Annotated in this window: 14 protein-coding genes; 6 read left to right on the forward strand and 8 right to left on the reverse strand. The window is 58.8% G+C overall.

Annotated elements, in window-relative coordinates:
• Positions 1-174 precede the first annotated feature (174 nt).
• Complete coding sequence (locus C449_RS04655) at positions 175-1,533, forward strand: hypothetical protein (protein ID WP_006076800.1); 1,359 nt, start codon at positions 175-177, stop codon at positions 1,531-1,533.
• A 106-nt stretch (positions 1,534-1,639) separates the two neighbouring features.
• Positions 1,640-1,948 carry a cupin domain-containing protein gene (locus tag C449_RS04660; RefSeq protein WP_006076801.1) on the forward strand — a complete coding sequence of 103 codons (309 nt, stop codon included), beginning with the start codon at positions 1,640-1,642 and terminating at the stop codon, positions 1,946-1,948.
• 2 nt (positions 1,949-1,950) lie between these two features.
• Here C449_RS04660 and C449_RS04665 read toward each other — a convergent pair whose 3' ends face one another.
• The 5 genes from C449_RS04665 to C449_RS19045 form a co-directional block, all read right to left on the reverse strand.
• Positions 1,951-3,012 carry a phosphotransacetylase family protein gene (locus C449_RS04665; protein ID WP_006076802.1) on the reverse strand — a complete coding sequence of 354 codons (1,062 nt, stop codon included), beginning with the start codon at positions 3,010-3,012 and terminating at the stop codon, positions 1,951-1,953.
• Entirely contained in the window at positions 3,009-5,111 is a 2,103-nt protein-coding gene (locus tag C449_RS04670; RefSeq protein WP_006076803.1) for an acetate--CoA ligase family protein, read from the reverse strand. The genes C449_RS04665 and C449_RS04670 overlap by 4 nt, the downstream gene beginning before the upstream one ends.
• Positions 5,112-5,240: 129 nt before the next feature.
• On the reverse strand, positions 5,241-6,104 hold the full coding sequence (locus C449_RS04675; protein ID WP_193790576.1) for a universal stress protein: 864 nt from the start codon (positions 6,102-6,104) through the stop codon (positions 5,241-5,243).
• An 89-nt stretch (positions 6,105-6,193) separates the two neighbouring features.
• The gene (locus C449_RS04680) at positions 6,194-6,760 is read right to left on the reverse strand and encodes a DoxX family protein (protein WP_006076805.1); all 567 of its coding nucleotides are present in this window, start codon (positions 6,758-6,760) and stop codon (positions 6,194-6,196) included.
• Positions 6,761-6,899: 139 nt separating this feature from the next.
• On the reverse strand, positions 6,900-7,049 hold the full coding sequence (locus C449_RS19045) for a DUF7521 family protein (RefSeq protein WP_449271582.1): 150 nt from the start codon (positions 7,047-7,049) through the stop codon (positions 6,900-6,902).
• Positions 7,050-7,064: 15 nt separating this feature from the next.
• On the opposite strand from C449_RS19045, the gene C449_RS04685 reads away from it, so the two are divergent.
• Positions 7,065-7,514: a universal stress protein gene (locus tag C449_RS04685; RefSeq protein ID WP_006076806.1), complete on the forward strand. Its 450-nt coding sequence runs from the start codon at positions 7,065-7,067 to the stop codon at positions 7,512-7,514.
• Positions 7,515-7,578: 64 nt separating this feature from the next.
• On the opposite strand, the gene C449_RS04690 is transcribed toward C449_RS04685, so the two are convergent.
• Positions 7,579-8,025 carry a pyridoxamine 5'-phosphate oxidase family protein gene (locus C449_RS04690; RefSeq protein ID WP_006076807.1) on the reverse strand — a complete coding sequence of 149 codons (447 nt, stop codon included), beginning with the start codon at positions 8,023-8,025 and terminating at the stop codon, positions 7,579-7,581.
• Positions 8,026-8,182: 157 nt separating this feature from the next.
• On the opposite strand from C449_RS04690, the gene C449_RS04695 reads away from it, so the two are divergent.
• From C449_RS04695 to C449_RS18065, 3 genes are all read left to right on the forward strand, one after another.
• A complete protein-coding gene (locus tag C449_RS04695) occupies positions 8,183-9,076 on the forward strand; it encodes a universal stress protein (protein WP_006076808.1) in 894 nt (297 codons plus the stop codon).
• Between the two features lie 331 nt (positions 9,077-9,407).
• The gene (locus C449_RS04700; protein ID WP_006076809.1) at positions 9,408-10,289 is read left to right on the forward strand and encodes a universal stress protein; all 882 of its coding nucleotides are present in this window, start codon (positions 9,408-9,410) and stop codon (positions 10,287-10,289) included.
• 501 nt (positions 10,290-10,790) lie between these two features.
• Positions 10,791-10,955 (forward strand): hypothetical protein, encoded by a 165-nt coding sequence (locus C449_RS18065; protein WP_161606438.1) that lies wholly within the window; start codon positions 10,791-10,793, stop codon positions 10,953-10,955.
• On the opposite strand, the gene C449_RS04710 is transcribed toward C449_RS18065, so the two are convergent.
• Together C449_RS04710 and C449_RS04715 are read right to left on the reverse strand one after the other, a co-directional pair.
• On the reverse strand, positions 10,952-11,806 hold the full coding sequence (locus C449_RS04710) for a VOC family protein (protein ID WP_006076810.1): 855 nt from the start codon (positions 11,804-11,806) through the stop codon (positions 10,952-10,954). The two genes, C449_RS18065 and C449_RS04710, sit on opposite strands and share 4 nt — an antisense overlap.
• 39 nt (positions 11,807-11,845) lie before the next feature.
• Positions 11,846-12,379: heavy-metal-associated domain-containing protein (locus C449_RS04715; RefSeq protein ID WP_006076811.1), on the reverse strand; the 534-nt coding region annotated here is incomplete at its 5' end.

The raw sequence follows: 12,379 nt of genomic DNA on the forward strand, positions 1-12,379 counted from the left end.
TGCCGCCATACGTGGGCTGTTTCTAAGGGAACCTGATAATAGTTATTGGGAACATATTCGGTCGTAGTTCTGCTGTCTCTTGATCCACGGCGGAACACCAGATCGCTCTTCGTTGAGCGATATCGAACGTGTTCGGAAACAGAGCAAGGTGAGTCGCCGCCGTAGTCGAGATCTATGAGCGTGATTCCGGGGAATCTTGATACTGACCAGCAGCCCCCGATGACGGTTCCGTTGCGTCACTTCATCGTCGGACTCGGATTCCTTCTCATCGGCGGAGTTGTCGGCGTCGGCAGTACCCTCGACTTGCTCCCTGGATTAGCAACACTGACACACCTCCATCTGCTGCTCGCGGGCTGGGTCTGTATTACGATCATGGGTGCGATGACGCAGTTCGTTCCCGTCTGGTCCGGAACTCAACTCTATTCACGCCGATTTGCCGTCGTCCAACTATGGTTCGTTACTGGGGGGCTCACTGGATTCACAGCGACACTAATCACCGGCATCAACTGGTGGCTGCCGCTGTTCGCGACGTTGATGCTCGTCGGATTCTGGATGTTCGTGTATAATATCGGACGTACGCTGGCGACTGCACGCCCGCTCGATACGACTGAACGCCACTTTGCCCTCGCCCTCGGTTTCTTCGTTTTGTTGACAGCCCTAGGCCTGCTACTGGCGATAGATTTCATCGAACCAGTGTTCGCGTCGCTGTCGATCCCGCGAGACCAAATCGTCATGACGCATGCGACACTCGCGGTCTTCGGTGCGGTTCTCACGACCATTATCGGAGCACTCTACCAGTTGGCGACGATGTTCACACAGACCAAACTCCACGGAATCGACGTACCCCTACGGCGATTCGAGGAGGTCGCCTACCCGATTGGCGTAGTAGCGCTCGCCCTGGGCCGACTCTTAGCGATCCGTTCTATGGCTCAGATCGGGGGGATGCTCATCGTCGCGAGCCTTCTCGGGCTCAGCGTGATCTTATTTCGCCGGCTGTACGAGACGCAAGTCGACTGGACACCGATGCTTTCGCGGTACGCGATGGTCGTCCCGGCGATCATACTCTGGGCGACGCTCGCCGTACCTGCTTGGTTAACTGCGCCTCTCACCCGGGAAACGATATTCGGTGCGTCCGGCACCACTCACCTACTTCTTCTCGGCGTCATCGGTTTCGTCGTCCTCGGAACGCTCTACCATATCATCCCGTTCGTTATCTGGGTTCATCGCTACAGCGACGTGCTCGGGTATGAGAAAGTCCCGATGATCGACGACCTCTACGACAGTCGGCTTGCTACTATCGACTTCGTTGCAGTGGTGCTCGGAACAGCGCTACTTGTTCTCGCTGAACGGCTCAGTCTTCCAGCCATTTCCTGGGCTCTCGGAGGTGTCAGTACCGTCGTTGGATTCTGCGTCTTCGTCGGTAATATGCTACTGGTCATTCACAAGCACAGTCCCCACGGAATCTGGGGAACGCTCTTCCCGATATCTGTTCTCGGGCAGAATACACCTCCGGAGCCTCAGGAACCGCGGTAGTGAGCAATGCCTCTTCGCCCGACCATGTTCGGACAAAGAGTCGAATAGACTCCCTCCGAAGAGAGAGACGCCAGGGGCAACGCGGGTCCCAATCAATACTCAAATCATGGTTGACATCACCACCATCGATGATCTCGAAGAAACGCCACATGCAGAGGTGTTCGAGCGACGCGAACCGCGTACCGTCCGACTCCAGCTTGCTGCCGAGCAACGGATTCCTCGACACCAACATCCGGGAACGAGTATCGTCTTGCATTTGCTCGAAGGGCAACTCGAACTCACGCTCGATGATGAGGAGTATTCGTTGTCCGCTGGAGACCTCGCTCGATTCAGTGGCGACCGTGAGATCTCACCGTACGCGATCGAAGAAAGCAGCGCCGTTCTGATCTTCGCACCGACAGGCGAAGACGCCTGAGTCTACTCGCAATCGAGTAATGTGTCGATATCGAGATGCTCCGTGAGCAGCGACTGCATCCGTTCGACGGTGTCAGCACTCCGTGCTGGGCCGGAGTCGATGGCGTCTTCGGCACGGTCGACAGCCGTGATCGTATCGGAGGAGACGAGTAGTACCGGCACGCCAGCCTCCTCGGCGCGTCCGAGAACGGCCTGTGGAGGGCTATGTCCACCGGTGAGGAGCAGACAGATGACGCCGGACGCTTGCAGTGCTGCGGTCTGAATCTCGGGCCGGTCGCCGCCGGTGATCATTGCGGCCGAGCGCGTGCGACGGAACTGCCCGAGCGCAGCTTCGGGACCCATCGCACCGACGGTGACCCGTTCGAGGAGTCCATCCAGGGGAGCCTCGTCAGTAAGGATCCGTGCTCCGAGTTCGTCGGCGAGGTCTGCAACCGTGATGCCCGCGAGCGCACGCTGGTGGGGCACCACGCCAAGGATCGGTATCCCCCGGTTTTCGAGGAAGGGGATGACGTCGGTCATCACGTCATCATAGTCGTCGTCCGACACACCGTTGAACAGTACGCCATCAACCTCACCGAGCTGCTGGATCGCCGCGAGGAGATCGTCCACATCGCCGGGCTCGTCGTAGTGTGTGATGAGTACCACCCGCGCATCGAGCAGCTCCGCGACTGCTCGGTCGGTGAGGTCGATAATCCCTCCCGTCGAGAGTCGGTTGCCCCCCTCCACCACTATTAAGTCCTGATCGTCGGCGAGTCCGCGATAGCTTTCTGTGATGCGCTCACGCAACTCTTCTGAATCGGCTTGACCCCGAAGTGCGCTCTCGATGAGCGTCTGTGAGTACACCACCGGCTCTAATTCGTGAACCTCGGCGTCGAGGTCAAGTAACTTGCGTGCGAGCAGCGGATCCTCGTCGAGGGTCTTCCCGACGTTGCTTTGCAGGCGCGTGCCTTTCGGTTTCATGTAGCCAGTCTTCACGCCTCGTTCGTCGGCGATGCGCGCGACTGCGAGTGCGATGGCCGTCTTCCCGGTGCTTTCGTCGGTCGAAGTGAACAGTATCGGGTTCATTGGTCGAGTTCCTCCGGATCGATGGTTGCCGCGAGATCCACCGCCACGACTCCCTCAGGCGTGGCAACGAGCGGGTTGATGTCGAGTTCGAGGAGGGCAGGAAAATCAGCCACCAACTGCGAGATGCGCTGGAGCGTTTCAATGAGTGCTGTCTCGTCGACGGACTCGCGCCCCCGAGCCCCGCGGAGCAATGGCGCGGCATCGATTTCATCGACCATCTCCGTAGCCATCGATTCGCTCACGGGTGCGACCCTGACGGCGACGTCCTCGAGTATCTCGACAAAGATACCCCCGAGGCCGAACAACAGTAGGGGACCGAATTGTGGGTCGCGGTTTATTCCCACGATGGTTTCGATTCCGGTGTCAAGGTCGATCTGTTCCTGAAGTTGGACGCCGAGCACGGTAGCGTTCGGCTGGTAGTTCTTCGCGCGAGCAACGAGGTCCTCGTAGGCATCGGCCACCTCATCGTCAGGTACACCGACGCGAACGCCGCCGATGTCGGATTTGTGCTGAATGTCCGGACTGGCGATCTTCATGACAACGTCGCCGTCGATATCGGTCGCGAGACGCTCGGCCTCGGTCGGGGTGTCCACGACTGCCCCTTGCGGCGTCGGAATACCGTAGGCATCAAGCAGATCCATCGCTTCGACGCCGAGCGTATTCGAGGGGCGTTCGGCCGCCTGCTGGATGATATCTCGAGCCCGCTCGCGATCAACGTCGAACGACGCTGGAGCTTCGTACTCGCGGGTCGAAACTTCTCGATAGCGCGCAAGTGAAGCGAGACCCGTAACCGCCCGCGACGGGTCAAAGTAGGTCGGAATGCCAGCGTCGTCGAGGATATCGCGTGCTTCGTGCGTTGACTCCCCGCCCATCAGACAGGCGGCCACCGGAAGGTCATGCTCGTCCTGTGTCGTGCTCGTGATTTCAGCGAGTTCTTCGAAGGAGAGTATCGCCGTCGGACAAGCGAGCACGAGTGCTGCGCCGACGTTTGCATCGGAGAGCGCCATATCGAGCGCGTCGCTGAAGCGCTCGGCTGCTGCGTCACCGAGCACGTCCACTGGGTTGTAGATGTTCGCTTCTTCCGGGAGGACCTCCTCGAACGATCCGAGTGTGTCATCAGTGAAGGAGGCCAACTCCAGTCGAGAGTCACCGACTGCATCGGTCGCCAGCACCCCCGGTCCTCCCGCGTTTGTGATGACAGCAACCGCCTCGTTCTCCGGGAGTGGCTGCCCGTCGAGCATGCTCGCGGCGTCGAACAGCTCTTCGACTGTTTCCGCGCGAATAACGCCCGCCTGTTCGAGGCCCGCCTCGTACGCGCGCTCGCTGCCAGCGATCGCCCCCGTGTGCGAGGAGGCTGCTTGTGCGCCCGCCTCCGTCCGACCGGATTTCACGACCACGATCGGCGTTTCCTGAGTGACCTCCTGTGCTGTCTCGATGAATGCACCGCCGTCGGCGATATCTTCCAGATATCCGATAATGACATCGGTGTCGTCGCTCTCACCCCATGCCTCGACGAAATCGCGTTCGTTGAGGACGGCCTTGTTGCCGAGCGAAACCACGTCGCGAAAACCGATGTCGCGGTCGTTCGCCCAGTCCAGCACTGCAGTGATGAACGCACCCGATTGACTCATGAAGGAGATCGAGCCGTCTTGAGCGCTCTCGGGCCCAAATGTCGCGTTCATGTTCACCGACGTACTCATCACACCAACGCTGTTCGGTCCGACGAGATTCAGGCCATACTCGCTGGCTGTCTCGCGGAGTTTACGTTCACGAGTAGCTCCCTTGCTGCCTGCTTCACCGAAGCCAGCAGTGAGCACGACGACGTTCTCGATGCCAGCCGCCCCCGCATCACGGACGACCTCGACAGCGACAGCGGCTGGTACGACTACTACCGCGAGGTCCACAGGATCGGGAACCGAGCCGAGGTCGGGATAGCACTCGCGGTCGAATACTGTCTCCTTGTTCGGGTTGACGGGTACCACCTCCCCATCGAACTCGAGTAAATTGGCGGTGACCGCCCGCCCGACCGAGCCTTCACGCTCGGTTGCACCGACGACGGCCACGGTCGAAGGCGCGAATAGCTCCGAGAGATCACCCATCGGTCGTGAATTTGTCGGTAGTGTAATAATGCATGAGGTGGCGAACCCTGAACGATTCCCCCGATGAACAGCTCATGGTCGGAACAGTCATCGAATCTTGAGAAGAAAGCGTCTCGCTGCGTGGATTCATCAGACTGTGAGAACCGGAATCTCGCTCGTTCTGACGGTACGCGCGGTCACGCTACCGATGAGATAACGTCCGAGCCCGGTCCGACCATGGGTGCCCATCGAGACGAGATCGATTTCCTCGCTTTCGATGTACTGCTGTATCGCTCGGTAGGGTGTCCCCTCTACAACGTCAGTGACGACATCGAGACCGCGATTTTCACTCTCCTCAGCGACACCCTCGACAGTTCGCTCACATCGTTCTTTCCACGACTCGATCATGGGTGCGACATCGTACGAACCTACCACAGCACTGAGATCGACGACCGATAGCACGTGGACTGTCGCGTCGTACTGTTCTGCGATGGCCAGACCGTGGTCGACGGCGGCGGTTGCGGTATCGCTTCCGTCGGTCGGAATCAGAATTCTGTCATACCCCGAGCTCTCTTCAGGTTCGGACTGAGAAGTGAGAACAGGAACATCACTCGTCCTGACGACGCGTTCGGCGACGCTGCCGAGAAGATATCGATCGAGGCCGGTTCGTCCATGGGTGCCCATCGAGATCAGATCCACATCGTGCTCGTCGGCGTAGGAAAGAATCATCTCGTGTGGGACACCGTGTTCGACCGCCGTCTGGTACGTGGTTGGCGTTTCGTCTCCGAGTTCTTCGAGCACTTGGAGCGCGTCAGTGGCTTGTCGTTCGAGCGCTTCCCGTTGGTCGTTCGCCTCCGAGTCGATACCTGCGAGACCGCTACTGTACGTTCGATCGTCGACGACGCTCAGAAACCGGACCTGGCTGTCGAACGCCTCCGCCAGCCTCAGTCCGTGTCGCGCCGCAGCGTTCGCTCCCTTACTGCCGTCCGTTGGGACGAGAATGGTATCGTACATCATGTGTTGTTGTATCTCAGTGGTGTTTGTAGTTTGGCATCACTCATTCCAGACGGGTATCGTCGTATAGAGCAACCCCCGGGTGACGATCACCCGAGGATGTAGTCCAGTTTCGGGTAGCGCTCGATGAGTGGCTGGCCGTCGATCTCGTGCTGCTCGACGATGGCGTCGAGGCCGAGGATGCGCCCGGCACCGAAGGCGGCCACAGCGAGGAACACGAGCATGTACGCGAAGTCGCCGTTGATCAGGCCGTGGGTGACCTCCCAGTTCCCGAAGTAGAACAGGAGCATCATGAACGCGCCCCAGAACGCTGCGAGGCGGGTCAGGAAGCCCACGAGGAGTCCAAGTCCGATGAGGACTTCACCCCACGGGACGGCGACGTTCACGAAGTCGACGAACCACGGAGTCTGGCCCATCGTCGCGAACAGACCCACCAGCGGACTCCCTTCAGGGACCGCTCCGACCAGATATCCCTGTGCGTCGAATCCACCGGCAAGGATCTTGTCCACTCCCGAGTAGAGGAACGCATACCCCATCATGAGTCGGAGCGCGAGGACGAACCACGCGCTCAGACTGTGCGCCTTCCCGGTAAGGGTGATCCCTCCAATGTTGCTTCTGAACGTGTTTGCTTCGCCGGTCATCTGGTTTGCTGCCATTGGGTTTTCCTCCTACAGGTGAACAGACGGGAGCGGACAATATATACCACATAGCTGGTTCTCAGTAACTGAGAATCAATAGCGAGCGGTGCATCCACATCGACCCATACTATAGGCAACAATAGGAATTGTGACGGTGTTACTCTGCATACAATGAATACACAATAACGGCGAAACCGATCGCGGTCAATCCACTTTCGAGTACGAGCGTATAGTCCATATTCGTCACAAATAGTGAGTGAGATAAGCGGGACATCCTCTCGATCGACAGTATATTGCGGACCGACATCGAATTCCGGCTTGTATGTACGACCGAGTCTTGCTCGCGACCGATGGTACCGTTGCTTCAGAAAACGCAACCTCTCATGCCATCGACCTCACTGTGGCCCACGACGCCAACTTACACGCCCTGTATGTGGTCGACGAGAGCGTATATACGGCGTATAGCGGCGACGAGTATGTCGACTCGGCAGAGGGACCCGAACACGGTCTCACCGAACATGGACGGGAGACACTCGAAACGATACGTACCGACACCGATGACCGCGGTATCGAAGTCGTCACGGCCATGCAACACGGCGACCCCGTTGAGAGGATCACCAACTATGCTGACGAGCATGACGTGAGTCTGATCGTCCTCGGGACGAAACATCGCTCGGCAGAGTATCGAGCGCTTCTGGGAAGCGTCACCGACCGTGTTCTCAGATTGACGGGTCGACCTGCGCTCGTCGTGAAGACCGAGCCGAACAGTTAGGGACGTTCGCTACAGCTTGCTTTTTCGTGTTCATCGTATTCTGTTCAATTAATTTGAGTGATCGTCAGAGTTCGGTTTGTGTTTCCGTCCGGGTAGTTAGCTCGTCGGGAACGAGCCGATAGAACTCGAAGGCCACCTCTCGCGGGGGCTTGCCGAAGATATCGATGAGCGGGATGTGGACGCGTTCAAGTCCTTGCAAGCTCTCGGTGGCGACCGACTCCTCGGTGGTTTGCTCCAACTGCCCGGTCGCCACGACGCTTTTCCACCCGTCGTCGTTGCCGTAGGTCACGAACGAGACGGCACGACCGGAAAGGTCGCCCTTCGCGCCGCCGGATTCATTGGTAAGCCGGAAATAAAAGACCGATTCGGCCGCGTCGTAGCCATATGAGACCGGAGTCGAATGTGGTGTCGCCTCCTCACCAGTTGATAGAGAGATGACGCCCGTGCCACCGCTGCCGAGAAACCCATCCCGCTCGTCCTCGTTCATCGTTTCGGAGTCACTCTCGCTCATGGCACGAACTATGCGATGAATCGACAAAACTCTACCCCAGTAGCGAGATGAAGCGATCCGCTCACTGCGGGCGCAGGGAGCATGAATCCACAGGCCCGTTCCCACGCTCTGGAACTGCCAACTGAATTTATATGCCGGCGAACTAACTCGACGAACGATGTACGAGACCATCCTCGTTCCGACCGACGGCAGCGAACACGCGATTCGTGCCGCCGAACACGCCAATTATCTCGCGCGGGCGTTCGACGCGACGGTCCATCTCGTCAGCGCCGCCGACATCCAAACGGCGGGTGGTATGTTCAACGCCGGTGGCGTCGATGCGGAGTTCGTCGCACGTATCGAGGCCGAAAACGAACAGGCGATCGAGGCGACCGAAGCCGTCTTCGACGGTGACACAGTAGAAACGGCGGTGCTGCGGGGAAGACCCACCGACGCAATCCTCGAGTATGCCGACAATCACGACGCCGACGTGGTGGCGATGGGGACCCACGGCCGGACCGGAGTGAGTCGGTATGTGGCAGGCAGTGTGACCGAACACGTCGTGCGCCGCGCTCCCTGTCCGGTGCTGACGACCAAAGCGACCGAGCGCAGCAACCTCGTCGGCGACTACGAGGACGTGATGGTCCCGACTGATGGTAGTGATGCCGCGAGCGCCGCCATTGAGCACGGCATCGAAATCGCAAAGAGAGCCGGTGCTCGCGTCCACGCGGTCACCATCGTCGACGTCGGCGCGATGGCCCCGACTCCCGGCTCCACCCCGCCACCGGAACTCATTGAGCGCTTCGAGGCCGAAGGCGAGCGCGCGACCGAAGCGATTGCCGACCGCGCCGCGGAGGCGGGTCTCAACGCCACCACCAGCGTCAGCGAGGGCTTGCCGGCACGCGACCTGCTCGCGTACGCCGATGAACACGATGTCGACCTCATCACGATGGCCACGACCGGCCGCACGGGTGTGAGTCGGTATCTCCTCGGGAGCACCGCGGAACGGCTCATCAGACACGCCGAGATGCCGGTGTTGGCGGTCAACGCGCGAGAGCAGGCGAACCGATGACCACCGATGAACTGGGCGCACACGGTAGGTTCGGATGGACGAAGAGTCGATTCGTGGGTCCTTGTCGAGTCAGAGCGTCGGGGTGTTGGGACTCCCGACCGAAGGGTACGCCCGCGCTACGCCCGATGTCATTTCGGTTCGACGGTGACTCGTGACTCTATTTTTCTACCTCGTCGGCTCCGGCAGCAGGCAAGTCGATTTGAACGACTGGGCGACGGTCGCCCGATTTCTCGTCTATCGGCGCAAGGGCTTCCCTTTCCCCTCCCGCCAGAGGATGGCAACTCTCGCTGGCCGGAAAATCCTTAACTGACAATGGCTGGTAGGATCTCGTATGTTTGAGACGATCCTTCTCCCTACCGATGGGAGTAACGGAGCAACAGTCGCCGTCGATCACGTTCTCGATATCGCTGCGGCGCATGATGCAACGGTTCACATCCTCAACGTCGCGGACACGACACGGGATAGCGTTATCCAGATTCAAGGTGACGTCGTTGATGTCCTCGAACAGGAGGGTGAACAGATCGTTCGCGATGCCGCTGACCGTGCTCGTCAGCGTGGGGTCACTACTGTTACAGAGGTCCTTCAGGGGGAGCCATATAGCACGATCCTCGATTATGCCGAATTGCGCGATGTCGACGTCATCGCCATGCCCACACATGGGCGTCAGGGTCTCGAACGGCTCCTGATCGGTAGCACCACCGAGCGTGTCGTCAGGCGGGCGGATATCCCCGTGCTCACGATTCGACCGGATAGCGATATCACGGTCACTCATCCGTATCGAAACGTACTGGTTCCGACCGACGGGAGCGATTGCGCGAGGGAAGCTCTCGAGACGGGCGTTGACGTGGCGACTGAAGAGACGGCCGCACTTCATCTGCTGTCGGTCGTCGATGTCACGAGCCTTGGCGTCGATGTTCGCATCCAGATGCAGGTGAAGTTCCTCGAAGAGAATGCGACCGAGATCGTTGAGGACGCCACGGAGTTCGCAACGGACGCTTCAGTCGACCCCGTTTCCGGGTCAGTTGTACTCGGAACATCGATCCATGGCGAGATTCTTTCGTACATCGACGAGCACGATGTGGACCTCATTGTCGTCGGCACACATGGTCGAACTGGATTCGACCGGTACATGCTGGGGAGTGTCACCGAAAAGTTAGTGCGAACGTCACCGATACCAGTGCTGACCGTTCGAACGGGCAGAGAGGAAACGTAGCACTACACCCCCGGTATCGTTTTAGCGAGAACACGACGCAAAGTAAACTAGATCAGAAGATGGATTTCGTGGGAGAGTTGATTCCTCAGCTGATTCATATTATATCCCAGAGTAGATTGCATACTAACGGCCTACCGAAAACTTGATCGCCTCAGTGAGGCGTCCTTGTTGGCAACCTACACCGAAATCAGGCAGGACGGCCATCACCAAACCCAGTATCGCGCCGACATCGAGGAGATCACTATTTGGCCCAACGACGAGCGTGATTTCGAGTTATCGATCGTACGACCCAGTATAAACCCCGACGAACAGCTAGCCAACATCTGGGACGAACTCAGACGAGAAACATGAGCAGCCATATCACGACCGTTGTGATCGCGCTCAAGACGATCACGTTGGTTAGGGTCCGTCGGAGCCCCCGTCGCGTTCCCTGTCCTCTTGACGATCGTTCCGACGGCTGCGGTAGCGGCAGTTGCGCCGATACCGAGTGGGGCGGGCGGTGTGAGCGTCGCACTCATTGCATTGATAGTCGCTACCACCACCATCGCGGCTCCAGAGATCGGGGCCGCCGTAGTGCTCTACCGCGCAATAACGCACTGGTTCCGCACGCTCGTTGGTGGAGTCGTCACCGCGATGCTGGTGGGATTCGGCCAGGCCGATGACTAAGTATCGTCGTTGACGACCAGGTGTAGGGTAATCCCATCCGGATCAGCTACCTCCACACCGCTCTCGATAGTGGTAGACGAAACTCCCCGTTTGCCGAGTCGTTGTTGAATCACATCAACTGCGTCTTGTTCGGGGAGTACGAACTCGAACCAGTGGAGACCGCGTCCTGTGGATGGTGACGTCCGTCCGTTCCAGACATTCAGTCCGAGCCGATGGTGGTAGTCACCATAATCGAGGAATAATGCCGAATCACCGTACTGTTGGCGCACGCCTATTCCGAGCGTGTCGACATAAAATTCGCGTGCTGTCGAGATCGATGAGACTTCGAGATGAACGTGACCGACCGTCGTTTCGGCGGGGACCGTAGCCTCCTCTCGCCCAAGGTCACGGATTGAGTCGAGGTCAAGCGGTAACGTGTCGATTTCGATCATCCCGTTGTCCCTATGGGGCCACTTCTCGCGTGGCCTGTCGCGGTACACTTCGATACCGTTGTCCTCCGGATCGGAAAGATAGAGAGCTTCACTCACGCGATGATCCGATGCGCCGTCGAGTTGCCAGTGATTCTCAACACGGGTGAGTGCGTTTCCGAGGGCGGCCCGCGAGGGAACGAGAAACGCCGTATGAAACAGCCCAATCCCCTCGTCTTTCCGTTCCGACGCTGTCGCATCCGCGATCAGTGAAAGGAGTTGCTCGCTACCAGCTCCAAGGATCGCTCGGTCAGTCTCCCGATGCTGTACGTCGAGCCCGATGACAGTGGTGTAAAACTCAACCATTCGGTCGAGATCATTCACGACGAGTGCAACGCGTCCGATGTCTGTCGCTGCTAGGGGTTCCGTCTCAGAGTCAACCATGGAACAGGTTGTATAGCATGGGATATGTGTATATCACATTCACGGATCTGTAGCGGAGTGGGTTGCCGAATCGGACGAGGCAGGGCAACGTTCGACCGAGCCGACCTCGTAGCCAAGGTCGGCAATTGTCTCCCGGAGTTCGTCGGTGGTGATTCGGTGTGGGTTGAACGTGACCTCAACACACTGCTCGTCGGCGTCTGCATGGATCTCGCGGACGCCGTCTCGCTCGTCGAGGGTGTCTGTGACGCGGTCTTCACAGCTACCGCAGTTCAGGCCGGTGTCGAACGTCGCCGTCTCACGTGCTGGCTTCTCGTCGTCTTTCGCTTCGTCGGCGGTTACCTCCTCGCTCTTCCCAGGTGGCTCGGGTTCGGATGTTTTGTCGGTTTCCACGCCCTCAATCGTGAAGTCCGTCTTGATTCCCCCTCCAGAGAGTAGTTGGCCGGCGAAACTATTTGCTAACACTGCTGACACCGAGAGGACCATCGCGATCATCGCAAACACTGGGTGAATAAGGCCCGTGGTCGCGGCGGTGACACCGATGCCGTTGAAGCTGAATGCTCCAATGAGATTTTG

Source organism: Halococcus saccharolyticus DSM 5350 (genome assembly GCF_000336915.1).
GTDB lineage: Archaea > Halobacteriota > Halobacteria > Halobacteriales > Halococcaceae > Halococcus > Halococcus saccharolyticus.

Bases quoted from the DNA above. Each gene is read 5' to 3' on its own strand.
- C449_RS04660 (WP_006076801.1), top strand. From the start codon at position 1,640: ATGGTTGACATCACCACCATCGATGATCTCGAAGAAACGCCACATGCA.
- C449_RS04685 (WP_006076806.1), top strand. From the start codon at position 7,065: ATGTACGACCGAGTCTTGCTCGCGACCGATGGTACCGTTGCTTCAGAA.
- C449_RS04690 (WP_006076807.1), bottom strand. From the start codon at position 8,025: ATGAGCGAGAGTGACTCCGAAACGATGAACGAGGACGAGCGGGATGGG.
- C449_RS04700 (WP_006076809.1), top strand. From the start codon at position 9,408: ATGTTTGAGACGATCCTTCTCCCTACCGATGGGAGTAACGGAGCAACA.
- C449_RS04675 (WP_193790576.1), bottom strand. From the start codon at position 6,104: ATGTACGATACCATTCTCGTCCCAACGGACGGCAGTAAGGGAGCGAAC.
- C449_RS04665 (WP_006076802.1), bottom strand. From the start codon at position 3,012: ATGAACCCGATACTGTTCACTTCGACCGACGAAAGCACCGGGAAGACG.
- C449_RS04680 (WP_006076805.1), bottom strand. From the start codon at position 6,760: ATGGCAGCAAACCAGATGACCGGCGAAGCAAACACGTTCAGAAGCAAC.
- C449_RS04670 (WP_006076803.1), bottom strand. From the start codon at position 5,111: ATGGGTGATCTCTCGGAGCTATTCGCGCCTTCGACCGTGGCCGTCGTC.
- C449_RS19045 (WP_449271582.1), bottom strand. From the start codon at position 7,049: ATGTCGGTCCGCAATATACTGTCGATCGAGAGGATGTCCCGCTTATCT.
- C449_RS04710 (WP_006076810.1), bottom strand. From the start codon at position 11,806: ATGGTTGACTCTGAGACGGAACCCCTAGCAGCGACAGACATCGGACGC.
- C449_RS04655 (WP_006076800.1), top strand. From the start codon at position 175: ATGAGCGTGATTCCGGGGAATCTTGATACTGACCAGCAGCCCCCGATG.
- C449_RS04695 (WP_006076808.1), top strand. From the start codon at position 8,183: ATGTACGAGACCATCCTCGTTCCGACCGACGGCAGCGAACACGCGATT.